Source organism: Microcoleus sp. D3_18a_C4, assembly GCF_036702415.1.
In the GTDB taxonomy this organism is placed as follows: Bacteria; Cyanobacteriota; Cyanobacteriia; order Cyanobacteriales; family Microcoleaceae; genus Microcoleus.
Genome location: NZ_JAUBTI010000005.1, coordinates 101,290 through 126,532 on the forward strand (window position 1 = coordinate 101,290; position 25,243 = coordinate 126,532).

At 45.2% G+C, this 25,243-nt stretch carries 15 protein-coding genes; 5 read left to right on the forward strand and 10 right to left on the reverse strand.

Going from position 1 to position 25,243, the window contains the following annotated elements; genetic code table 11:
• The 3 genes from QUB16_RS04455 to QUB16_RS04465 all read right to left on the reverse strand — a co-directional run.
• On the reverse strand, window positions 1-5,156 hold a 5,156-nt coding region (locus QUB16_RS04455; protein ID WP_333314308.1), incomplete at its 3' end, for a DUF4347 domain-containing protein.
• Between the two features lie 200 nt (window positions 5,157-5,356).
• Window positions 5,357-6,178, reverse strand: a complete 822-nt coding sequence (locus QUB16_RS04460) for a sulfotransferase (RefSeq protein ID WP_333314309.1) — start codon at window positions 6,176-6,178, stop codon at window positions 5,357-5,359.
• A 400-nt stretch (window positions 6,179-6,578) separates the two neighbouring features.
• Window positions 6,579-7,250, reverse strand: a complete 672-nt coding sequence (locus QUB16_RS04465) for a hypothetical protein (protein WP_333314310.1) — start codon at window positions 7,248-7,250, stop codon at window positions 6,579-6,581.
• A 272-nt stretch (window positions 7,251-7,522) separates the two neighbouring features.
• On the opposite strand from QUB16_RS04465, the gene QUB16_RS04470 reads away from it, so the two are divergent.
• From QUB16_RS04470 to QUB16_RS04480, 3 genes are all read left to right on the forward strand, one after another.
• The gene (locus tag QUB16_RS04470; RefSeq protein WP_190659021.1) at window positions 7,523-7,735 is read left to right on the forward strand and encodes a high light inducible protein; all 213 of its coding nucleotides are present in this window, start codon (window positions 7,523-7,525) and stop codon (window positions 7,733-7,735) included.
• Window positions 7,736-7,878: 143 nt separating this feature from the next.
• Entirely contained in the window at window positions 7,879-8,418 is a 540-nt protein-coding gene (psbP, locus tag QUB16_RS04475; RefSeq protein WP_333041087.1) for a photosystem II reaction center PsbP, read from the forward strand.
• Between the two features lie 132 nt (window positions 8,419-8,550).
• A complete protein-coding gene (locus QUB16_RS04480; RefSeq protein WP_333314312.1) occupies window positions 8,551-9,201 on the forward strand; it encodes a nucleoside triphosphate pyrophosphatase in 651 nt (216 codons plus the stop codon).
• 152 nt (window positions 9,202-9,353) lie between these two features.
• Here the strand turns inward: QUB16_RS04480 and QUB16_RS04485 are convergent, their stop codons facing one another.
• Window positions 9,354-10,268, reverse strand: a complete 915-nt coding sequence (locus tag QUB16_RS04485; protein ID WP_333314315.1) for a calcium-binding protein — start codon at window positions 10,266-10,268, stop codon at window positions 9,354-9,356.
• Window positions 10,269-10,570: 302 nt separating this feature from the next.
• Between QUB16_RS04485 and eno the strand changes: the two genes are divergently transcribed.
• Window positions 10,571-11,851: a phosphopyruvate hydratase gene (eno, locus tag QUB16_RS04490; RefSeq protein ID WP_445251095.1), complete on the forward strand. Its 1,281-nt coding sequence runs from the start codon at window positions 10,571-10,573 to the stop codon at window positions 11,849-11,851.
• A 257-nt stretch (window positions 11,852-12,108) separates the two neighbouring features.
• On the opposite strand, the gene argC is transcribed toward eno, so the two are convergent.
• Window positions 12,109-13,167, reverse strand: coding sequence for an N-acetyl-gamma-glutamyl-phosphate reductase (argC, locus tag QUB16_RS04495; RefSeq protein ID WP_333314317.1), 1,059 nt, complete (start codon window positions 13,165-13,167; stop codon window positions 12,109-12,111).
• 614 nt (window positions 13,168-13,781) lie between these two features.
• On the opposite strand from argC, the gene QUB16_RS04500 reads away from it, so the two are divergent.
• Window positions 13,782-14,798, forward strand: coding sequence for a sulfate/molybdate ABC transporter ATP-binding protein (locus tag QUB16_RS04500; RefSeq protein ID WP_333314318.1), 1,017 nt, complete (start codon window positions 13,782-13,784; stop codon window positions 14,796-14,798).
• Window positions 14,799-15,408: 610 nt separating this feature from the next.
• Here the strand turns inward: QUB16_RS04500 and QUB16_RS04505 are convergent.
• From QUB16_RS04505 to QUB16_RS04525, 5 genes are all read right to left on the reverse strand, one after another.
• The gene (locus tag QUB16_RS04505) at window positions 15,409-15,750 is read right to left on the reverse strand and encodes a low temperature-induced protein (protein WP_333314320.1); all 342 of its coding nucleotides are present in this window, start codon (window positions 15,748-15,750) and stop codon (window positions 15,409-15,411) included.
• 434 nt (window positions 15,751-16,184) lie between these two features.
• Window positions 16,185-16,976, reverse strand: coding sequence for an imidazole glycerol phosphate synthase subunit HisF (gene hisF, locus QUB16_RS04510; protein ID WP_333314322.1), 792 nt, complete (start codon window positions 16,974-16,976; stop codon window positions 16,185-16,187).
• 733 nt (window positions 16,977-17,709) lie between these two features.
• Complete coding sequence (locus QUB16_RS04515; RefSeq protein WP_333314323.1) at window positions 17,710-18,942, reverse strand: response regulator; 1,233 nt, start codon at window positions 18,940-18,942, stop codon at window positions 17,710-17,712.
• Between the two features lie 48 nt (window positions 18,943-18,990).
• Entirely contained in the window at window positions 18,991-21,837 is a 2,847-nt protein-coding gene (locus QUB16_RS04520; RefSeq protein WP_333314325.1) for an ATP-binding protein, read from the reverse strand.
• 173 nt (window positions 21,838-22,010) lie between these two features.
• Window positions 22,011-24,998 carry an amino acid adenylation domain-containing protein gene (locus tag QUB16_RS04525; protein ID WP_333314327.1) on the reverse strand — a complete coding sequence of 996 codons (2,988 nt, stop codon included), beginning with the start codon at window positions 24,996-24,998 and terminating at the stop codon, window positions 22,011-22,013.
• Window positions 24,999-25,243: the final 245 nt, after the last annotated feature.

Sequence of the window (25,243 nt, forward strand, 5' to 3'; positions counted from 1 at the left end):
ATGCCGATCGACACATCTGCTGTAGGCTGGCTATTGAGAACTACTGTAAAATTAGCAGTTCCCCCCGCTTCCGTCGTGGTTAAACCGCTGGTGGGAGTGACGGTGATGCCTTTAGTGTCGTTATCAGTATTAGTAACTGCGACATCATCCGCATTAACACCGCTGTAATTGGTATCGGTACTGGTAGCAGCAGCGGTGACAATGTTGTAGGCAGCGTTCCCATCTACTACTAAGTCATCTACTCCGGTAACAGTGACGGTTTGGGGAACGTTCCAGTTAGCCGAGGTGAAAGTTAAACTCGGTTTATCTACTGTCCCTTCTGCGGTTTTATCGGAAGTAATGCCGATCGACACATCTGCTGTAGGCTGGCTATTGAGAACTACTGTAAAATTAGCAGTTCCCCCCGCTTCCGTCGTTGTTAATCCGGCAGTTGGATTAATAGAAATTCCCGCAGTATCATCGTTTTGAATCGTAGTTGTTACCCCAGAACCGATAATGTTAGCAGTTCCTGGGGCAGTGGCGTTGCTCAGAGTCAGTGAAGCAGTTTCGTTAGGTTCGACAATTCGATCGCCCACAACGGCCACTGCAATTGTAGCTGTGGTAGCATTAGCAGCAAAACTAATCGTACTGCCAGTAGCAGTTACTCCGGTGCCGGTAACAATGGGGTTATTGTAATCGACGCCAGCGGTTGCGCCTCCGGCAAAACTAAAATCAATGCTGCTACTTTGGTTGATTTCTCCGGTACGGGTAACGGTGAAACTTACCACTTGAGTACCGCTGTTTCCCTCAGTCACAGTGACGCTACTGCCGACGACGCTGTAAGTAATATCGTTATCGGTAATCTGTGCATTCACCGGGCCGATCGCCAATGTTGTTGGATAATTAGGATCGGCACTGTTGGTAATAGCGTGGGTTAGTGCACCGATATGGTTGTTTTCCGGTACGGTATCATCAACAGCACGAACGGTGACTGTTTGGGGAGTGATGCCGTTAACATTTGTGAAGGTTAAAGTTTGCGAGGCGGCAAAATTCGTTCCATCCAGGCTAACCCGCGCTTGAGCATCCGCCGTTACAGTAATTTGAACGTTGCTCGTGGGGAGGGTGTTCAATTGTAAGGTATAAGTATCCGTGCTGCCACCCTCTGTTACTTCCGTACTGCCAGCAGATTGAGTGACGGTAACGCCCGGAGTGTCGTTGTCGGTGTTGGTGAGGGCGACATCGGCTGGATTGAGATTGTTATAGTTTGTGTCGGCGGTGGTGGTGTCGGGGGCGGTGATAATTTGGTAGTTAATATTGCCGTCAGCTACTAAATCGTTTACACCTGTGATGGAGACGGTTTGGTAAGCGTTCCAATTAGTTGAATTAAAGGTGAGGTTAGCAGGTAAAACCGTTCCTTCTGCGCTGTTGTTGCTGGTTAAACCGATGGTGACATTAGCTGTTGGTTGGCTTCTCAGGCGGATGTCAAAAGTGGCTTGGGCTCCTGTTTCGCTGGTATTGCCGCTAATCGGGAGGATGTCAAATCCGGCGATGTCGTTGTCGGTGATGGTGAAACTACCTGTGGTGGTGCTTCCTAATACGATGCCTGCAGATGGGTTACTAATGGTGAGGTTGGCAGTTTCGTCAATTTCGTCAATTTGGTCATCGGTAATGGTGAAGGTGACTTGTCCGCTGTTTGTGCCATTGGCGATGGTGATTTGGGTGGGAATAGTGCCAGTGAAATCAGCAGCAGTTGCTACTCCAGTTAAGGCTAAGTCAACGGTTTGATTGCCTACTACAGGTGCTGCGGCTGTAGCGATGATGGTGATGCTGGTGGTTCCCGCTTCGGTGCCGATGCTGGGGGTAACTGAGAGGTTGACTGTGGGGAAGTCATTGTCAGTAATCGCAATATTTTGAGTAGTGTTTGTTCCCAAAACTATCCCCGCCGAAGGATTGCTGATAGCTAAAGTTGCAGTTTCGTTTCCTTCAATTAACACATCATCGGCAACAGTGAAAGTGACAGTACCCGTAGTTTGTCCGCTGGGAATGGTGATGGTGGTGCCGCTGAGGTTGTAGTCGCCGGCGGTGATATTTGTTCCTGTTACGCCTAAGTTAACGGTTTGATTGCCGACAACTGCTTGGGATGCTGTGGCGGTGACGGTGATTGCTGTGGTTCCTGCTTCTGTGCCGATGCTGGGAGTAACTGAGAGGTTGACTGCGGGGAAGTCGTTGTCGGTAATTGTGACGTTACCAATGGTGGTAGTTCCTAATGTCAAGCCAGCAGAAGGATTGGAAATTGTGAAAGTGCCTGTTTCGGTTCCTTCTATGAGTGCATCATCATCAATATTGACGGTAAATGAACCTGTGGTTTGACCGCTGGGAATGGTAATGCTAGTGGGAATAGTGCCTGTGAAGTCAGCAGGAAGTGCCGTACCGGAAAGAGCAACATCAACGGTTTGATTGCCGACAACGGCTTGGGATGCTGTGGCGGTGACGGTGATTGCTGTGGTTCCTGTTTCGGTGCCGGTGGTGGGAGTAACTGAAAGGTTGACTGCGGGGAAGTCGTTATCGGTAATTGTGGCGTTACCAGTAGTGGTAGTTCCTAATGTCAAGCCAGCAGAAGGATTGGAAATTGTGAAAGTGCCTGTTTCGCTTCCTTCAATTAAGGCATCATCATTAATATTGACGGTAAATGAACCTGTAGTTTGACCGCTGGGAATGGTAATGCTAGTAGGAATTGTGCCTGTGAAGTCAGCAGCAAGTGCCGTACCGGAAAGAGCAACATCAACGGTTTGAGCGCCGACAACTGCTTGGGATGCTGTGGCGGTGACGGTGATTGCTGTGGTTCCTGTTTCGGTGCCGGTGCTGGGAGTAACTGAAAGGTTGACTGCGGGGAAGTCGTTATCGGTAATTGTGACGTTACCAATGGTGGTAGTTCCTAATGTCAAGCCAGCAGAAGGATTGGAAATTGTGAAAGTGCCTGTTTCGGTTCCTTCTATGAGTGCATCATCAATAATATTGACGGTAAATGAACCTGTAGTTTGACCGTTGGCAATGGTAATGCTAGTAGGAATTGTGCCTGTGAAGTCAGCAGCAAGTGCCGTACCGGAAAGAGCCACATCAACGGTTTGAGCGCCTGTAACTGCTTGGGATGCTGTGGCGGTGACGGTGATTGCTGTGGTTCCTGTTTCTGTGCCGGTGGTGGGAGTAACTGAAAGGTTGACTGCGGGGAAGTCGTTGTCGGTAATCGCAATATTTTGAGTAGTGGTTGTTCCCAAAAATATTCCCGCCGAAGGATTGCTGATAGCGAGAGTTGCAGTTTCGCTGCCTTCAATTAAGGCATCATCGGCAACAGTGAAAGTGACAGTACCTGTAGTTTGTCCGTTGGGAATTGTGATGGTTGTGCCGCTGAGGTTGTAGTCGCCGGCGGTGATATTTGTTCCTGTGACACCTAAGTTAACGGTTTGATTGCCGACAACTGCTTGGGATGCTGTGGCGGTGACGGTGATGAGGGTTGTGCCTGCTTCGGTGCCTGCGTTACTGCTGACGGAGAGGTTGACGGTGTTGCCGAGAATAATAGTGCCGTAAACATCGTTATTGTCTTGGCTGTTGCCGACACCGTTGGCGGGGGTGTTAGCACCGGGAGTGCCTGCTTGGTTGGCTGCTGTGTTGGTGGTGAAAGTTGCTCCCAATGTGGTGACAGTAGGTAGCGCAGTCGGCATCCCTTGGTTGTTGCTGTTGGTGTTGGTGAGGGATTGCATGGCGAAAATTGCCCCACCTTTGCCTTGGCCGGGGTTCCCGCCTGTGCCGCCAGTGGCGGTGTTGCTGCTGAAGGTGGCGTTGTTGAGGGTTAAAGAGCCCTGGCGAATGAAGATGGCACCCCCCATACCGGCGCCGCCACCACCATTGCCGGCAGCACCCCCGAAACCAGGGGTGCCACCACCGCCACCGTAGCCACCATTGCCGTTGTAACCGCCGCCGCCGCCGAAGCCCCCAAGACCCCCAAGGCCACCGCCACCGCCACCGCCGAAGCCCCCAGCACCACCAAGACTCCCAACGCCACCGCCGCCACCGCCACCGAAGCCACCAGCACCCCCCCCACTGTTACCACCAAAACCTCCATAAGCACCAGAGCCGCCGTAGCCTCCAATGCCACCGCTACCGCCGTTATTGCCGCCGTTGCCAAACAGACCGCCGCCGCCACCGAATGCTCCGCCGCCGTTACCAAACATCCCGCCGCCACCGTAGAGGCCACCAATGTTACCACTTCCCTGCGCTCGGTTGTTGCTAAAGGTGACATTGCTGACGCTGACCGTACCATTATAGATAAATAGACCGCCACCCATCCCAGCACCGCCACCAGCATTGCCGGTATCGCCCCCTTTCGCCCGACCGTTGGTAATGGTTAAGTTCTGGAAATTGACTGTTCCCGACTTGACAAAGAAGGGACGAAAAGCATTCCCGCCATCGACACTAAAGTTATTGCCAATAAAATCAATGTTGCTGTTAACTAGGGTCAGCATTACCCCTGTAACAGTGACATTTGTGGTGAGGGTAATGGTGTCATCTCCGGCTAAGGCATTCGCATCTAAAATTGCTTTGCTCAATGTGCCTGCTACAGTGCCAGTGCCATCATCGGTTGCCACCGTGACATCAAAGTTAGCTAGTGTATATTCATAATCTGCCATTGCGTCTGGATTCAACGGCACTGCGGCTTCTATCTGGCCCGTTACTATTTCTAAATCCCAGTCGCCGCCTTTAACTGCATTTCCCGTCAAATTGTTTGAAGCAGCTACATCTCCACCTGTGATTTCACTCAATCGCTTGACAAAATTCTGGCCTGCTTCTCCTGCTCCTGCATCGCATCCATATAATAGGAGATCTCCGTTTTCAGTTAGGGCATTTCCCCACTGTTTTAGCTGACTGCTGAAATTTTCTATATCGTTCCCCTTCAGTACGTCTGCACCGAGTTTTAAACTGCCTTCGCTGCCGTGAGAAAGGATATGCACGGCTTCAATATCTTTTTGATTGGCTAAGACATTGGTAATTTGCTCGATGCCGCTCAAATTTTCATTTAAAATGAAAATTTGAGCGGCATCGATGTTTTGAATCAGGCTTTGATAATCCTGTACAGAAGAGTCTACGAAAATAATTTGCTTGTTGGCAGTTGGTAAGTTCATGGTTGGTGATATTTTGAGGATTTAGTGTTTATATATTCAAGGCTTCCGTAGGTTGGGTTGAGGCACGAAACCCAACATTCCCAGGACGTTGGGTTTCGTTCCTCAACTACACAGCTTCCGTAGGTTGGGTTGAGGCACGAAACCCAACATTCCCAGGACGTTGGGTTTCGTTCCTCAACCCAACCTACACAGCTAAAGGTTTATTTCGCTTTCGCTACAATAGCGCTGGCACAACTATTTGTCTGCTCTGTCCAAAATGATAAGCCATCAAATCGATCGAACAAATCGGGCGGTAAAATCGTTTTTCTCGGTTTAAACTCGACTTTTGCGCGCACTTGATGCAATCCTTTTGTGTTGAGTCGATTATCGAATTCGGGCTCTTGATATTGAACATTCTCGAAGTCATGCTCAAAAGGTTCTTCGCCCAGAAATTGATAAATTAGCGACATTGTTTTCGCCGGGTTTATAGTTAATAGCTCGTAGTCTACCAGTAGAATAGATGCACTTTGTTCGCTGTAAAAAGCTTCTTTGAGAGCGTTGTAAGCATAACCGACTAAACGCGAACCTTGGCTTAATGCTTCGGTGCGGCTGTAGACTGTAGCCCGTTCCGCTGGATTGTTAAATAACCGGGAAACATCAAAGGCGTTGCGCCGAATCAATATCTCGATGCTGTCCATAATCCAAGCGATGTTTCTGACACAGCAGATGACTTTAGATCCGGGAAATAGTTCCTGAATTAATGGTAATTTGCTGCACCAAAGACGATTGGTGTCGAAGATCACTTCTTTTTCATTTTGCGGGTGGTAATACGCAGAAAAGATGCTCAGAATCAGCGCCCGCTTTTGTTCGGGGGAAATGAACACGGAAAACTCATTGTCTTCGCTCATCGCTTCCAACATTCGATCGACTAATCCCCCCACTGGGCTAGTCATAGCTGCGTGAAAGCGGGGATTTTGTCGTAGTAGTGCAGCCAGTAAAGTAGAGCCCGATCGGGGTAGTCCTGATATGAAGTGAGCTTTCACTGGCCTTGGGTTGGAATGCGTTAGTCAAATTTAGATGCTATGTAACTCTACCATAATCACGGTAGGTTTTTTTAGAACATAAGTTTTTTTGATAATTTTTAAATCACAACATTAAGGTTTACAATATATTGACAATCTACACCTCGTGAGTTGACGAGCGATCGCCGGCTTGTGTAACAGCTAAAACAGCAGAAATTCAGGATAAAAAGTGAGGGTGAGGGGTGCTCTATACGGATTTGAAAAAAGTAGGAAGAAATTTCAACCGCAGATAGTGGCGGATATACGCGGTTGAACGCAGATTAAGAGATACTAACGGACTGTTTCCGGGGAAAGAAAACACGTCCTAGGGGGCTCTGGGTTTGAAAGTTTCTTTGCGTATATCCAAACTATCTACAAAATCTCAGATCCCCTTACTGGCCAGCCAATTCGGATAACCGAAAGAATCCTCAGCTTTCAACTTTTGCGCCTGATAGCTCTTGCTAGTCCAATTAGCTACTGTTTCCAGACTTTCAGTCAAAAAACTTTCGCCGCCAAAGGCTTCAAATCCCAAAGTCCACGACGCACTACCGTTAATGTTCAACTGAGTAACTTCTACAATACAGCCTTGGGGAATTGGTGCTTCCACAGGGACGGACATTAGCGCGCCCGGGGCAGAAACTTGGTAAAGACGCTGCGCTCGCTTTTTCTTGACTCCCACCCACTTTCCTGTCGCCAGAATATCCGCCGGCACCGGCGCTACCGTGTCGGCACAAATCCACTTCAGCCATTTCTCGGCTTTGCCTTCCCAGCGGTTGCCGAACTGCATCGCCCCCAATTCTGCTTGCCGCCACTTTACCTGTAAATTTTTCCCGCGCAGTTTTACTCCCAAGTAGTCGCACCCCGGTATCAGCAAATATAAGTCTTCCCGCTCTTCCGGGGGCGAGAGATACCCGCCGAGACTCTCGCTTCCAAACCATTGACCGATCGATTTTGGCAGCGCACCGCCATAAAACCACCGCATTTCCAGACTGGCCCGCATAACTTTTTCCTCCGTTGCACAATTTTCGTCAAACCCAGACTGGATTTGCCACACACCATCGACTTTCGCGCCTCTCAACTCTATCCTCTCCCCTCCGGGGCCCAGAGTCTACCCACAGTCATACCATTTTAGATTTTAGATTTGAGATTTTAGATTTGGGAAAGACTGACTAGATAAGGGTTTAGAGCTTGCCTACAGTTGCATTTTTTTTATAAACTGGTGTCAGATCGGGGTATTTAAAAAAAATTTCTCACAATCCTTTACATATCTTCACAAGTCTGTTACATTTAGTTACAGTACACTAAAAACCATTTAGGAAAAAAAACATGAGTAACAGAGGCTTAATGCTGGACGACCAAGGCAAAATGAACAATTTTGCGATCGAGCCGCAAGTATACGTCGATGACGAACCCCGCACCGGCTTTACCCCCTACGCCGAACGCTTAAACGGCCGCCTTGCCATGATTGGCTTTGTTTCTCTCTTGGCTTTAGAAGTTTCGACCAAGCACGGGCTGATTAGCTGGCTGACTCACCTGTAATGATTTTGTTAACAATTAAACTATTTGGCTATGGATCGCTGGCGTTACACAAACAGCGATCCATAGCTTAACTATTTTTAGGGGCAAGGTTTGGTGAGACAATTAAAATTAAATATTTTACTGTCACCCTACCCGTAAAAAGAATGCTCAAACGAATTGCGGCAATACTTCTGGTGGTTCTAAGCCTCACCTTGACCGGTTGTGTGTCTAAAGTCACCGGGCTCAAAAGCTACGTTGATACTGGCGACGGCTATCAATTTCTCTATCCTAACGGCTGGCTGCCGATCGCGGTTTCTAACGGGCCCGATGTGGTGTTCCGCGATTTGATTCAGCAAACCGAGAATGTCAGCGTGGTAATCAGTCCAGTCGCGAAGGACAAAACTCTGGCGGATTTGGGAACGCCGACGGATGTGGGATACAAGCTCAGCAAAAGTGCGATCGCCCCGGCTGATTCGGGCCGCGAAGCTGAATTAGTCAATGCAGAAGCTCGTGAATCGCGATCGAAAAACTATTACATTTTAGAATACGCCGTTAAGTTGCCAAACCAAGAACGGCACAACTTAGCGAGTGTAGCAGTCAGCCGCGGCAAACTTTTTACACTTAACGTTTCCACTACCGAAGAACGCTGGCCCAAGGTAAAAGAAGCTTTTGAGAAAGTTGTTAAATCTTTCTCTGTTTATTAGGGCATAGGGCATGGGGCATGGGGCATGGGGCATGGGTTAGTTGCCAACTGACAACTGTCAACTGACAACTGACAACTGACAACTGTCAACTGTCAACTGTCAACTGTCAACTGTCAACTAACTTCTTAACTTATGAAAATTCCAACTTTTGTATTAGCTTCAGCTTCTCCTGCACGCCGCCGCCTGCTAGAAAATGCCGGCATTCAAGCTGTGATTTGCCCCAGCGACTTTGATGAAGGGCAAATACAAATGAAAGATGCCACTAATTTAGTGCAGGTGTTAGCAGAGGGAAAAGCTGAGGCTGTAGCTAAGTTTTTACTGGCTAATTCTCACCCCCAAATCTCCAATCCAAAAGCGTGTTTGGTGTTGGGATGCGATTCAATTTTGCTCATAGATGGCGAAATTCACGGCAAACCCAAGGATGCGGAAGAAGCAATCTCGCGCTGGCAGAAAATGCGCGGTAAGGTGGGCGAATTGTATACGGGTCATGCTTTAATTGATACTAGATTCGATGACTTTGATGAGGCAAGGTCGCGATCGACTATTCGCTATCAAGTTACAAAAGTTCAGTTTGCGGAAGTTACCTCGCGCCAAATTGCGGCTTACGTCGCTACCGGAGAACCCTTGCAATGTGCAGGCTGTTTTGCACTGGAAGGTAAAGGTGGCTTATTTGTCGAAAAAATCGAAGGATGTCACACAAATGTGATCGGTTTGAGCTTACCTCTGCTGCGGCAAATGCTCACCGAAATGGGATATGATGTGGCCGATTTCTGGCAATCTTAAAGATTAGACACCTCCAACAAACAAATTACCCGGCTTATGCACATCGGGTTGGCGGGCGAGACGCCCACCCCACAAGAAAGTTTGTTTTGTGGGGTGGGCGTCTCGCCCGCCCTTGAGTTTATATTTTGGAGATGTCTATTGTAGGGTGCGGATTATCCAAGGGCGATCGTCCCGTCAGACACAGAGGTAAACTGAAGTTGACCGGGTGAAACATCTTTCACCAAACCCAAGATATTGCCACTGCTAGCTTCCCGAATCACCGTCGCCTTAGTATTTAACACTCTAAAATCAGCAGTGCGAGGAATTCCCGGAGGAAAAGGCCCGCTGCTGTCATAATCTCTGGCATCACCAATTGTTAAAAACCTTTCGCTCAAAACAATATCATCTCGCGTCAATCCAGACGCCAATCCAATTACATCACCTTCAGCCGGATTGTAATCGAGAATAAAATCGGCAGGCACTTCATCTACATCAAAATTGCCACTAGGAGGCGGTTGAAGCGAACCAATTTCCCCCGAAGTTGCTCCCACTTCTGTGCGGAGAACAAACAAATCTGCGCCTTCACTTCCCCAAAGTCTATCAATTCCAGCATCACCGATTAGAGTATCGTTTCCACTGTCTCCTACTAAAGCATCATTCCCTTTACCGCCACGAATCAAGTCATTTGCCGTGCCTCCATAAACGTAGTCATCACCTTGATCTCCGCTGACAAAATCGCTGCCGCATTCTCCATAAAGAATGTCAAAATCTTGGCCGCCACGAATAGTATCGCTGCCACAACCCCCGATTAAAGTATCTGTGCCACTGTTACCGTTCATCAGTTCCGCCCCACCGGAACCTCTGACAAAATCGTTACCAGCTAAGGCCCGCAAACCTCCGGGAGTATTCCGCAGAATTCCATTTGCTAATTGAACTGCGTCGTCATTGGGAGTTAAGTCAAAAAAGTTGGGGTCGCTGGCTGGATTTGGCAATGGCCCTGTGAGTAATTTGGTGTTTGGGGGATCGGCAATAATAGGGTCTGAATTTTCAGCTAATGCTCTAATTTCTCCGAAATTTGTTTCTAACATCCTAAGTTTCTCCTTTTTTGATGGACTTTGTTGACCTTCTGATTTTAACAAAGGTTCCAATTAAGAAATCTGCGGGAATCTGGGGTTAAAACAATCAAATTACTGTCAAACTTGCCGGAGGTGTTTATTCAACAAGCATAGCTTATTGACACCAATCTGCTCGTCCAAATCCGCAAATATTTTGAACTGTGCACCAATTATTCTGGGGATCGCGTACTCTATTACCCGTCAGCAGTCAGCGTGGGAAAACCCAGAGACTGCTAATTGTCATGAAACCTTGAATTAAGTCCGGAATAATTAATATGCTAGACACTGCGATCGAATCTATTCAAGCCAGAGAAATCCTCGACTCCCGCGGCCGCCCCACCATTGAAGCTGAAGTTTACCTAGCCAACGGTGTTGTCGGACTCGCCCAAGTCCCCAGCGGCGCGTCTACAGGCTCTTTTGAAGCCCACGAACTCCGCGACGACGACAAAAGCCGTTATGGTGGCAAAGGAGTCCTAAAAGCCGTCGCTAACGTCGAACACAAAATTGCCCCCGCTTTGGCTAATCTAGATGCGATCGACCAAGCGCTGGTAGACAAAACCATGATTGACTTGGACGGTTCCCCGAACAAATCCAACCTCGGCGCAAATGCCATTCTCGGAGTCTCCTTAGCCACAGCAAAGGCGGCCGCCGAGACTTTAGGACTCCCCCTTTACCGCTACTTGGGCGGGCCCTTGGCGAACGTTTTACCCGTGCCTTTGATGAATGTGATCAACGGGGGCTCTCACGCTAACAATAATGTGGACATTCAAGAATTTATGATTGTCCCTGTGGGTGCGCCTTCTTTTAAAGAAGCTTTACGCTGGGGTGCAGAGGTTTTTGAATCCTTGAGTAAAGTCTTAAAAGCTGAGGGTTTGCTGACTGGTGTGGGTGATGAAGGCGGTTTTGCGCCTAATCTTAAATCCAATCAAGCAGCTTTGGATTTGTTGATTGCAGCTATTGAAAAAGCTGGCTATAAACCGGGTGAACAAGTTGCTTTAGCTTTGGATGTGGCTGCTAGCGAATTTTACAAAGATGGGCAGTACACTTACGACGGTGTGGCTCATTCGCCGGCAGAATTAATCGATTATTTGGATGGTTTGGTGAGTCAATATCCCATTGTTTCCATTGAAGATGGTTTGCATGAAGACGATTGGGACAGTTGGGTAGCGCTGACGCAGAAAATGGGCAGCAAAGTTCAGTTGGTTGGTGACGATTTGTTTGTTACTAATCGCACGCGGCTGCAAAAAGGAATTGATTTGAAAGCTAGCAATTCGATTTTGATTAAGCTGAATCAAATTGGTTCTTTGACAGAGACTTTGGATACGATCGACCTGGGCAAACGGAACAGCTATCGATCGATCATCAGCCACCGTTCCGGTGAAACTGAAGATACCACCATTGCCGATTTAGCCGTAGCGACTCGCGCCGGCCAAATCAAGACTGGTTCTTTGTGTCGCAGCGAACGAGTTGCCAAATACAACCGTTTGTTACGGATTGAAGACCAATTGGGCGATCGGGCAATTTATGCTGGGTCGATCGGTTACGGGCCCAAGTAAAATTTGGTCATGGGTAATTGGGAATGGGTAATTGGTATCAACAACCAGGTCAAACGTAGTCACATATGGCTGTTTACCACCAAGGCTCGATCCCCCCTAGCCCCCCTTAAGAAGGGGGGAACAAGAAGCATTCAAAGTCCCCCTTCTTAAGGGGAATTTAGGGGGATCAGGCCTCGGCTACAAATGAGATTTATCAATGGTTTCAAACTTAAGTTGACAGTAATCCCAATTACTCATTACCAATTACCCATGCCCAATTAAGGATAGAAAGCCAATTGTGGCAAACCCAAAGTTTCTTCCCAACCCATCATCAAGTTCATGCACTGGATGCCTTGACCGGCTTGTCCCTTAATTAAATTGTCGATCGCCGATAGCACAATCACCCTGTCAGTACGCGGATCGACTTCCACACCGATGTAACAAAGGTTTGTGCCGCAAGCCCATTTTGTTTGGGGATAAACTCCAGCCGGTAACACTTTTACCCAAGGACTATTGCGGTAAAAAGCGCTGAAAATTGTGATTAAATCTTCCCGCACCAAACCCGGATCGCGCAAAGTTGCGTACACAGTCGCCAGAATTCCCCGCACCATCGGAATTAGGTGAGGAGTAAACTGAACTTTAATATCGTGTCCCGCTAAATCGCTGCAAATTTGCTCGATTTCTGGCGTGTGGCGGTGGCGCCCAACGCCGTAAGCGCCCAGAGAACCCTCTGCTTCAGCCAACAAGAGATTAACTTCAGCTTTGCGGCCCCCTCCCGAAGCACCGGATTTGGCGTCGATAATTGCTGTTTCTGGCACAATGAGGCCTTGTTTGAGCAAAGGTGCCAGGGCCAATAAACTAGCAGTGACGTAGCAGCCTGCACAGCCTACTAACTGAGCGTCTTTAATTCGATCGCGATACAATTCTGGCAAACCGTAAACAGCCGTTGCAGCCAGTTCAGAGTCCGATCGATCGCCACCGTACCAAGCTTTGTAAGTTTCCAGATTTTCAAATCTGTAGTCAGCCGACAAATCCAAGACTTTGCAGCCTTTTTCTATCAGCGTCGGTGCCATTTTGCAAGCTAAACCGTTCGGCAGCGACAGAAACACAACTTCGCATTTTGCCGCTATTTTGTCTAGGTCGATCGCCTCGACGGTCAAATCAATGCAGTTAGTCAGGTGCGGATAAAGGCTGGAATAAGGTTTTCCTGCACTGCTATCCCCGCCCAAATAAACTACTTCAGCCGCCGGGTGATCTGCCAGCAGTCGCACAAGTTGCACGCCGCCGTACCCTGAAGCGCCGATAATTCCTACAGGCACACGTCCAACATCTCCCATTTTCCTTTATCCCCTCAGCCGTTGAAGTCAAAAACGCTTGAACTTTTGCTGCATTGTAGTACCAAACGCCAACTTTGGTAGCAAAGAATTGTGTTGTTTTTTTTTTGAGGTGCATTTTTGTTAATTTTCGGCTGTTTGACACCGCCCAAAAACCGATACAAAGCCCCGACTCCTTTTCTGGAGAGCCCAAAATTTTAGACCAAAGTTGCATCTTCCAGATTCAAAGCTGCAAGTAAATCTAAAGCCGTTGCATAATTTGAGGATGATTCTTGTGGGGAGTAGGGTTAGGCGTCCCGCCTGCTATGAAAATACACAGGACGGGCTCATGGGCCCATCCCACAAAACAATCAAAATCAGCCCGCAATATGCAACGCCAATCTAAAATCTAAAATCTAAAATCTAAAATCTAAAATCGACTGACCGATCGCCAAAACCCTAAAATTAACAAACTGATGTGCGATCGTGCTATAAAAAAACTTACATTAACCTATCCACAAACCGGAGATTAACATTTTTCGCTCTTGCCTCTTGCCTCTTGCTTCCTGTATCCTGCCTCGAACCTCGAACCTCGAACCTCGAACCTCGAACCTCGAACCTCTTCCTTCTTCCTACCTATGGCCATCGTTGTAGAAAACATATCAAAACAGTTTGGCAGTTTCCAAGCACTCGATCGAGTCAGCTTAGAAATTGAATCGGGTTCCCTAGTCGCATTGCTGGGCCCGTCTGGTTCCGGCAAGTCTACACTGCTGCGACTGATTGCCGGTTTAGAAATGCCCGACTCTGGCAAAATCTGGCTAACTGGCCAAGATGCGACCAATACTAGCGTCCAAGACCGCAAAATTGGGTTCGTGTTTCAGCACTACGCGCTATTCAAGCACATGACAGTGCGAAAAAACATCGCTTTCGGGCTGCAAATTCAGAAAACACCACCCGCGAAAGTCAAATCGCGGGTAGAAGAATTGTTGAATTTAGTGCAATTGGCAGGATTGGGCGATAGATACCCGTCGCAACTTTCAGGGGGCCAGCGGCAGCGGGTGGCCCTCGCCAGAGCCCTGGCTGTGGAACCGAAAGTGTTACTGCTAGACGAACCTTTTGGAGCTCTCGATGCCAAAGTTCGCAAAGATTTGCGCGCTTGGTTGCGGCGACTGCACGACGAAGTTCACGTTACCACAGTCTTTGTGACGCACGATCAAGAAGAAGCGATGGAAGTTGCCGATCGAATTACAGTAATGAATAAAGGTAAAATCGAACAAGTTGGCACACCCGCAGAAATTTACGACCATCCCGCTAGTGCTTTCGTAATGAGTTTTATCGGTCCAGTCAATGTATTGCCCAGCAGTTCAAGAATGTTTCAAGACAACGGCTTTGACTCAGCCAACCCAGAGATTTTCTTGCGCCCTCACGACGTAGTAATTGAAACTACAGAAAATAGTGCAACAGTGCCTGCAAGAATCAGTCGCTTGATTCATTTGGGATGGGAAATACAGGTAGAATTAACCTTAGATGACGGTCAAGTAGTAAACGCTAATTTGACTAGAGAAAGATTCGATAGCTTGCTCTTGCAGCCCCAGCAAAGAGTGTTCGTAAAGCCGAAAGATGCCAAGTCCTTTCCACTTTTTTATTCCATCTAAGACGAATTCTGAAAACTAAAGCTAAATTTAGATTGGATACTGCCTTTCAAAGGAGGTGGCGGGGTGCGGTGTCTCTACAAAAAAAAATCTAGGGACACGGCACCACGCCGTGTCCCTAATCTTTTATCAAAGGAGTTGGGTCTAAAACCCCGTCCTTTTAGGACGGCTTTAATTTATTCCTAAAACTTCTGGCAATTCCAGTAATCGTGGTATACTGCAATAGTCGAGGTTAAACTCCTTTGCCATCGTGAAACGGGACATGAGACACACTTTTAGGCATAAACCGGGGGGCAAAGAGCGGCGAAAACTCTTTAAACAGCTAGAGGCTTAACACAGTCTCAAAACCAGAAAAACAAACTATTCTAGTCTTGTTAAGTAGGGTGGGGCACACCCAAACTCTAGGTCAGTATCCTAGTAAGCTTTTGGAGATAGACCCTCTGGGGTGGCTGCGAATCAGGCTCGTTAATTGGTGGAATTCCCACGGTTAAAAGGTTTGAGTATTGCCGAAAGGACGTAACACTTAAAGGTCAGTCGCTGAATTAAGAATCCCCTCGCCTTTAGGCAGGGGAGTGTCAAACTGACAACTGTCCGCTGACTACTGCGCGCTGAGTTAGTCTTTAATTTTGTTGACAGCTTTTTTGACTTGTTGCTCAAAGGATGTAGCTTGTGTATTGGAAGGATTTTTCATTTTTTCAATGTCAGCGTCTCCCTGAACTTCGTTAGGCCCTTTGCTGGCTTTTTCTTGAGTTTCTTCCAAGGACATTGGTTTTTTCAGTACAGCTTCTTGAGATTCTTTTTCAATCCCTAAAAGTTGGTCTTCACCTTTGGTGGGGCTGCTAGTAACGGCAAAAGCGGGGAAAGCATTAGAAACAAACATCAAAGCACAAAAACAAACAGCTATTAAACTGCGGACTAAACGCTTGGCAGGGAAGTTAAAGCTGATAAAAGACATACAAAATTTCTCCGTTTTTAGAAGTTTTGATCGCTAAGATTGTTAACAGGCTGAAGCTCACTCAAATTCTGCACAATCTTTAACTCAAGTTTGAGAAGAGCAACCGTTGCTTTCTTTCAAATTGAGCTAACATATTATATTTAGCTGAAAAAGCTGGGATTTGAAATCCTTCTCAGGGAATATTTCTAGTTGACAGGAGTCGATCGCCCCAAGACATTTATGTAGAAGGCACTTGTGGAGAATCAAAAAAATTCTCTATAAGTGCCTTCGGATGCGCCTCACATAGCGGTATAAATCTCAGTAACTGGTTCGATCGTGGGGTGGCGGCGGGTTTATTTAACCTGTTTGCAATGTGAGAGGGCCCGTGAGTCAACCCCCAGAGCGATTTGTTGAAAATGTTGCAAGATATTAAGATGCGCCCGACTATCTACTGACTAATGACTAATAACTAATGGCTGCTGCTGTCGCACGGGAACTTGACATTTTGCTAGATAAGTTTTAATTTCTCCTACACTGAGTTGCCCGTAATGCAGCAGGGAAGCCAGCAGGGCTGCTTCTGCTTTGCCCTGTGTCACGGCTTCGTAGATGTGGTGGCAGTTGCCGGCGCCGCCGGAAGCAATGACGGGAATTTCGACAATTTCGGCAATGCTTCGAGTTAATTCCAAATCGTAACCGGCTTGAGTGCCGTCCGAGTCCATGCTTGTCACCAGAATTTCGCCGGCGCCACGCTGTTCGGCTTCCTTGGCCCAGGCGATCGCATCTTTGCCGGTATTTTCTCGCCCTCCGCGCACGTACACGTCCCAACCAGGATTATCTGCGTCTTGCCGTTTGCGAGCGTCGATCGCCACTACAATGCACTGATTGCCAAATCGATCGCTAGCTTTGTCAATTAAACTCGGATCGCGCACCGCCGCCGAATTAATACTCACCTTATCAGCGCCCGCCCTCAACAAACTTTTAATTGTGTCTAAGGATTGGATGCCGCCGCCCACCGTCAAAGGGATAAATACTCGATCGGCCGTGCGGTACACCACATCGATCATAATATTCCGGTCTTCGTGAGTCGCCGTAATGTCCAGAAACACCAACTCGTCAGCACCCGCATCATTGTAAACCTGAGCCATTTCTACCGGATCGCCAGCATCCTTAAGGTTGACAAAATTCACACCTTTGACCACGCGACCGGCTTTCACATCCAGACAAGGTAAAATTCTTTTCGACAACATACAATTCTCTTCCAATTTAACTTACTCGGCGGGAAGTCCCCCGCTATAACTGTACTCATCTTAGCGGTGGAATGAAAGCCAGGGTTATTTTTTGCCGTCCTGTTTGTGGTCTTCACTCCTAGCTGGAGAAGGAGTTGGACAGGCCAGAAATAACCAATCTCTCAGCTATCACAAGACGGTAACAATAAATAAAATTCGTTTTAAAAATTTGATAAATCATCATAAATGTCGCAACGATTGCCTCAACTAAGCCGTCAATCGATTTTAGATTTTAGATTTTAGATTTTAGATTTTAGAATTGAAGCATTGACTTGCGCGAGAGAAATTCGGGGGGCAAGTTTCATCGGATACAGGTTTTTTATTTCACCGGTCCTGAGTCTGCTTTCGGAATGAATCCGGGGGCTGGTATCCTGGATGCTTTCGGTCAAAAGCGAGATATAGGGCATTTAGCAGCTTACTCTAGCATAGAGGATTTTTACTCTTAGTGGTTCCCTAGGCTCCTTACCACCAGTTAATCTCAGAACAACAGAACTTAATCAGTCCGATTCGGGGTATGCTAAAAAATTATTAATATTATTCAAAACGTTTCTGCTGGAATAAACTTTGACACGCCACAGCTTCTTGCTCTTTTGCCCGATTTCTTAAAAATCGCCGACCGTCATAAAAATGGGCGGATGTAAAATAGGCACTTTTCTAAAAATTGTTTTTTACAGTGCAATTATGAACACGGGTTTTACTTGGGGAGTATCACTTCTGCAGGCAGTATAAGAGTAAAAGTAGAACCCTTACCCACCTCGCTTTCAACCAACGTATCTCCACCCATAATCCGAGACAAATTTCTAGTAATTGCTAACCCTAATCCAGTCCCCCCATACTCTCGTGTAGTTGAAGCATCAGCCTGGGTGAATGGTTGAAACAGTTTTTCCATTCGTTCTGGAGCTATGCCAACGCCAGTATCACTTATCTTAAATAAAATATAGGGAATGGCTGATTTCTGTTCTTCTCCATCGGCTATTCCAGATTTTCTATATCTTTTTTCTACCTTAATAGTAATTATGCCTTTTTTTGTAAATTTGCTGGCATTACTAAGCAGATTAAATAAGCTCTGACGTACCTTAGTTAAGTCAGTTTTCATATCTCCCAAATTGGGTTCACAGTTAACTACCAATACATTAGCATTCTTCTCCACCAGTGGCTTAATCATCGTGATGACTTCCCTAATTAAATCTGAGATATCAACGGTTTCTAAGTAAATTTCAACCTTCCCCGATTCAATTTTCGACAAGTCAAGAATGTCGTTAATTAGTCCAAGTAAATGTGTGCCTGCACCGTTGATTTTTTTCAGGTCGGGGATAAAAAATTTTTGATCTAAATCTTCGGCTTCTTCTTGCAACATTTCGCTATAGCCAATAATCGCATTGAGAGGGGTGCGGAGCTCATGGCTCATGTTAGCGAGAAACTGGCTTTTGGCAATGTTGGCTGCTTCGGCTGCTTCTTTAGCTGCTAATAATTCTACAGTGCGTAATTCCACTTTTTCTTCTAGCAGTTGCTTCTGTTGTTCGAGTTTTTTAGTTAGATGATATAATTTTAAATGAATTCTAATCCTCGCTAAAACTTCTTCACTTTGGAAAGGCTTAGAAATATAATCTACGGCTCCTACAGATAATCCATTGACTTTATTATGTGAATCAGATAAAGCACTTAAAAAAATTATGGGAATTTCGCAGGTTAAGGGATTGGCTTTCAATCGCCGACAAGTCTCAAATCCATCAATACCGGGCGGCATCATTATATCTAATAAAATTAGTTCGGGCGGATGATATTCTACTTGTTCAATCGCAGTTTCACCATCAAGAGCAACGGAAACTTGATAACCCACGTCGGTCAATATGTGGGCTAGAACTTCTAGGTTATTGGGATTATCATCTACAATCAAAATAGATTGATTTTCTGACTTTTCAGTCATACATAACTTACTGGGGATGGGATACATAAATTTACAACTTTTTTGGGGCTAGGGAGTATTTAGGTATTGCTCTATGTAAGTTCGCACCTGTTTTAGCTTGAAAGCTTTAGCAAATTCGCGCAGATGTTGAATAAAAGGGATAAACTCCTTGTCTATCAGTTCAATCCTCGTCAACTCTTGTAGTAAATCGTTAATCAATCCCTTACGACTAAGATTATACAATATTAGCAAGTCCTCATGCGAAGGTGGCACAATCTCAACCACTTCTTTGGTCAATTCTCTTGTGCTTGGCGGTTGTAATTTCTCTTCATATATCCATTCTAATTTCAGTAGAGATTTGAGCGTATTTAACAGGCTATCAGCTTCGATAGGTTTGGGCAAAAATTCATTAGCTCCAATCTCTATACTTTTTTGCAGATCGGACTCGAACACACTGGCTGAAGACACGATCACTGATAAATTAGCAAATGATGGTAATTGTCGCAAACTTTTAACCATTTCATAGCCATCCATTATCGGCATAACAATATCAGTAATCACCAGATTTGGTTGAACATCAGCAATTTTATCAAGTCCTTTTTGGCCATTTTCAGCCTCATAAACTATAAATCCAATAGGGCTGAGTAAATTGACAATAACAGAACGGTTTTCCCAACGGTCATCTACTACTAGAACTTTGGGCTTATCGCCCTTAAAACCAATAATAAGGCCCTGCTCAGAAGTTTTAGAATTTTTTGCCCATTCCTTAGCTTCGGGTAAATCTATCTCAAACCAGAAAACACTACCTTTGCCTAATTCACTTTCAACTTCCAACGTACTGCCCATCATATCAATAATGTTTTTGCTGATAGCTAATCCTAGTCCAGTCCCTTCTGATTGCTTCTTCATATTACCAGACTGCTCAAAGGGCAAAAAGATATTTTTAACATGATCGCTCGCTATCCCAATTCCAGTATCTTCCACTTGAAACATAATTCGATATAAAGGTCGTTCCCTGACCTCATCTTCCAAGAGTTTTGATTTAATTATAAATTGCACGCTACCTTGTTCCGTAAACTTAATAGCATTGCCTAATAAGTTAATCAATACCTGTCGCAAGCGTTTTTCATCCGCAAAAATGCCAACGGGGAGTTGACCTTCGATGGTATAGATAAAATCAATTCCCTTTTTATCGGCCCTAATTCGACAAATTTCAACGACTGCTTGCAGAAAAGCGGGAAAATGAAAATCTGTAGGATATATTTCCATTTTCCGGGCCTCGATTTTAGAAAAATCAAGGATATCGTTAATCAGAGTCAGTAGGTGAGAGCCACATTGGTTAATAATATTAATTCCTTTTTGATCTGACTCAACTATGTGTTTCGAGCGCTGGAGAATTTGGGCATATCCTAAGATACCATTGAGAGGTGTCCGCAGTTCGTGGCTCATATTAGCCAGAAACTCGCTCTTAGCACGGTTAGCTGTATCGGCAACTTCTTTCGCTTGTTTAAGCTCTACAGTTCTATCTTCAACTCGCAGTTCCAATTCCTCATTAGTTTTCGCAAGCGCGGCAAAAGATTCGCGGACTTGCTGAGCCATTTTGTTAAATACATATCCCAAACGACCCAATTCATTTTGGCGGTTGACATTAACTTGAATATCAAGATTTCCTGCAGCAATACTCTCAGTTGCAGCGATTAATTTATTGAGGGGTGTAGAAATTTCTCGCCGTAAAATTAAGAACACAATAATAATTTCAATCAGTAATGCACTTAGCCCTAGCACTAGAATCATGCGAGCAGTAGCTAAGGCTTCTTGGGTTAGCAGAGATTTGGGGAAAACTGTGACCAAGTACCAATTTGGCTCATCAATTCTAGTAATACCCAAGTATTCATCATAGTCAGGATTGTCAATAATCATATTTTCCTGTTTATGAGTCATGACTAATTCATAAATTCGCCGCAGATGAGCATCTCCTGATTGGGCGATGGAGAATTGTCCATTTCCTTTTTGAATACTTTGCATAAGTTCTGGGTGAGCTACTAGCCGCCCATCGGCTCGAAAAATCATGTTGTATGTGCCTTTGAGTCCTTCATTAATAGTCCGTTTCTGCAAATCCTCTATTAAAATATCATGCCCGATTGTAGCAATATGCTTGCCATCTACATCTAATGGTGTCACACAGGATGCCATCCAAGCTACAGCTACTTGGTCGTAATAAATGCCTGTCCAGACTGTTTTGCGTTCGGGAGCGTAGATAGGGCGGGTAATTTGGAATGACTCATCATCTGTGACGCGGAACGAGTCCCTAGAAGGTGCTTTAAGCGCCCAGGGATACTGGTGCATATACATGATCATACCATTCTCAGGAATTTGCGTATAGGTGTTAGCTAAGCGATTGCGCCATGCTGGGCCATAAGCATTTATTGTTTTATAGAAAGCAACTATTCGGCGCTGCATTTCAACATCAAGATTGACATTTTTTCCTAGGAAGACGCCCGCAGTTTTTTCTATTTGAAATAGTTCAGGGCGATTGCGAATTGAGCCATCTGGATATCTGACAAAGTTTTCATCGAATTCAGCTTGAGGATCGCGATTGGCTTCTGCTTTTAGTTGCTCTAATAAAGCTTGTTTGAGCAACTTATGGTTCTCTTCAGCTAATATAAATATTGCTCTTTCGCGTGTGGCTCGTAATTTTATGTATTGCTCTAACTGCGTGAGTGAATTAGCAGTAATTCGTGAGATTATTTGGAAATAGCTAATAGCTGTGGAGGCGATAACAACCATCCCCATACCCAAAGCTATCTTCAAGAGTGTTTGTTTGGTCAGCGACTCTTTGGGTCTATTTCTGGTGTTGCGAGTTTGGGAGAGGAGAGACTCAGACAATTTTAAGTTCGGGAGCCAATTTCTCTTCATTATTATCCTCTACCTAACCAAAAATTAAACAAGGTAAAATAACTATTATATAGCATTTTTCAATGAATTCTGTAACTTTGGGTAGGGTAATTCCCCTGTGGTTAACCCGATCGATGGGGTACGCACGGATCACTACCCTACAAGAGTGGGACAAATCATTTAGTTTTACTATATCACAAAAAACCTTGACGATGGAAATATGATAAATAAGCCTTTAATACGGAATCATTAATGGGAGGACAGAGAATATCAGTACCGACAAGTCCATCTTGAGTGTTGCGGTCATCAAACTTTTGACAGACAAAAGATGTTGTCTCGATAAAAGTTTTTGGGCTATTAGATATTTTTTTTACAAAGAGAGAAGCCATCGGAGTTAAAGCATTATCGGGAGACATATTGAGTAGTTTTGCCTGCCACTGCGGGTAAGGAATAGAAGGGAGGGCATAACCAAGGGTGTTAAGATTCAAGATAAGTTGGTTCATCGATAATACATGGGGGCTTAATACATGAAATGTCTTGTTAAGAGACTCGGGTTGATGCGATAAATACCGAATCGCCTGAACTATATAATCCACAGGAGCGAGACTCATCTTGATATCTAATTCAGGGCCATACCCTAATTGAATCAAGCCCTTGATTATCAAACAAATCGTATTACTGAGTTGAAAAGCACCTGTTTTGCTATGACCTGTCACCATGCCCAAGCGATAGATGGAAACTGGTAAACCGCGATCGCGGGCAGCCATAACTAATTTTTCTGCCGCCCATTTACTTTGAGCATAACCATCTGAATATCCTTCAGCACTTAATAACTCGTCTGTTTCGGCAATTAATTTCATACCATCATAGTTCGACGATTGAAAGATATCCAGAGTAGAAATATAGTGGACAGGTGTAATTTTAGTCAGGGTGGCTAGACGCAATATCTCCTTTGTTCCGCCCACATTTGCATCCCGTAACGCAGCGTAGGGATAAACCAAATTGACATAAGCACCACAGTGATAAATCACATCAATGACATCTGCTAATTCACTAAAATTGGGTGTTGACAGTCCCAAAGATGGCTTTGATAAATCTCCAACTATGGGGAGAATTCTCCAACTAAATTCTTCTTCCCAAATTTCGTAATTTTGCAGAGTGCTACGCAGTCGAGACAGCGCGGATTCCAAATTATCAGCACGAACTAAACAATAAATAGTCGCTTGGGGATTATGCAGCAACAATTCGTGCAATAGAAAAGCACCAACAAAACCCGTTGCCCCTGTCAAGAAAATGTGCTTCGGTCGAAATCTGTTAATTGTCAAGGGGTGAATAGTTTCATCTAAGACTGCATCAGCCGATAACTCAGCAATATTTGTTTCAAAAATCGCCGTAGATCCAGAAGACTGCACAGCCTCAATTACTTCAGCTAATCCGGCAATTGTCGGAGATTTGAACAGGCAATCTAAAGACAATTCCACTGGGAAAGCTTGCGATACTCGATTTAGTAATAAGGCGGCGCGTAATGAATTTCCGCCTGACTCAAAAAAGTTTTGATGGATGCCAATTTGCACTCCTAAAACATAAGTCCAAATTTCAACCAATTGTTTCTCTATTTCCGTGCGTGGAGCAACAAAATTTTCAACATTATCCAGAGTTGGTGCCGGTAGTGCCTGTCGATCTACTTTACAATTAGGTGTTAATGGCAAAGCATCCATAAAGACCACAAGCGCAGGAATCATGTACTCCGGCAATTTTTCTTTTAGCATTGCTCGGAAGCCTGCTGAACTCTGCTTTAATGCTTGTGAATTCATCACAACATAAGCAACTAAGTAATCGTGTCCCTGAGCATCATTACTAACAACGACTACCACATCCTTCACCGCAGGAATATCGAAACAGGCTGCTTCAATATCTTTTAATTCAATTCGGTGTCCCTGAACTTTTACTTGGTAGTCACTCCGCCCAATAATGGCAATATTACCGTCGGGAAGATAACGAGCTAAGTCACCTGTTTTATAAAGACGAGCGCCCGGTTCATTGTTAAAAGTATCATCAATAAACCTTTCCTCAGTTATCTCTGGACGGTTAAAATAACCTCTCGCTATTCCCATACCACCAATGTAAATCTCTCCCTCAGAGCCATCAGTAACAAGCTCAAGATTATCGTTGTGAGAATGGCGTGGATACTTGAACAGATAAATTTGAGTATTTAAAATGGGGCGACCAATTGGTATGGTTTCCTCACCAGCTTCTACCTGATGAATGGTTGACCAAATAGTTGTCTCAGTCGGCCCGTACATATTCCAAAGGGAGGAACTTCGCTCTAGTAATTGATTAGCTAAGTGTCGAGTGAGAGGTTCTCCTCCACAAAGAATTTTTAAATTGCGATCGCCTTGCCAATTAACGGCTAATAGCATTTTCCAGGTTGCAGGAGTTGCCTGCATGACTGTAGCGCCCGATTCAGTGATTGTTTTAGATAACTTGATTGGATCGATGGCGACTGCGCGACTAACAATCACAACGCGAGCACCAACTATTAATGGTAAGAAAAGTTCTAAAACAGCAATATCAAAGGATATCGTAGTTACTGCTAGTAGTACATCTCGCTCTGTCAATCCTGGTTCTTGTTTCATCGAGAGCAGAAGATTGACTACAGCACGGTGAATAATTTGCACGCCTTTTGGTTTACCCGTTGAGCCAGAGGTGTATATTGTATAGGCTAAATTATCGGGCGTGACTTCGCTATCTAAATTATCTTGGCTGAATTGCTCAATTTTTTGCCAATCTGAGTCTAAACATACCACTCGCATACCATTTCTTTTAGGTAGGGAGCTGAGAAGATGGGTTTGGGTAAGTAGTAGCGGAAGCTGGGAGTCTTCCAACATAAAAGCTAACCGGTCTTCGGGATAAGTTGGGTCAAGAGGGACGTAAGCACTACCGGCTTTTAAGACTCCCAGAAGTCCGATTAACATATTCAGCGATCGATCAACGCATACTCCAATCAGCGTCTCTGAATTAACGCCTAAGCTTTTCAGATAATGTGCTAATTGATTGGCTTTATTATTTAATTGTTGATAAGTTATTTGCTCGGTGCTAAAAAGAGCAGCAATAGCATTTGGTGTTTGCCTTACTTGGGATTCTACTAACTTATGAATGCAGAATTTTTCGATGAGTCTCATTACAAACCTTGACAAATAAGTTATTACGAACCTAGATCGCGACGCTCTGTAGGATTTTAAGCATTGATTAGGTAGCCATTGCTGGCGCTTTACCGTCTTTATTGTGGTTGCAAAGGCAGTAATCAATCACACCAAACTTTTGGTCGTGGTATAGGCTTACACACTTTACTAGACCTAACTATGTTCATCCGGAACAAAAGGTCAATTTAGGTGAATTTATGACTCCCATTCCGCAGCCTCAACAG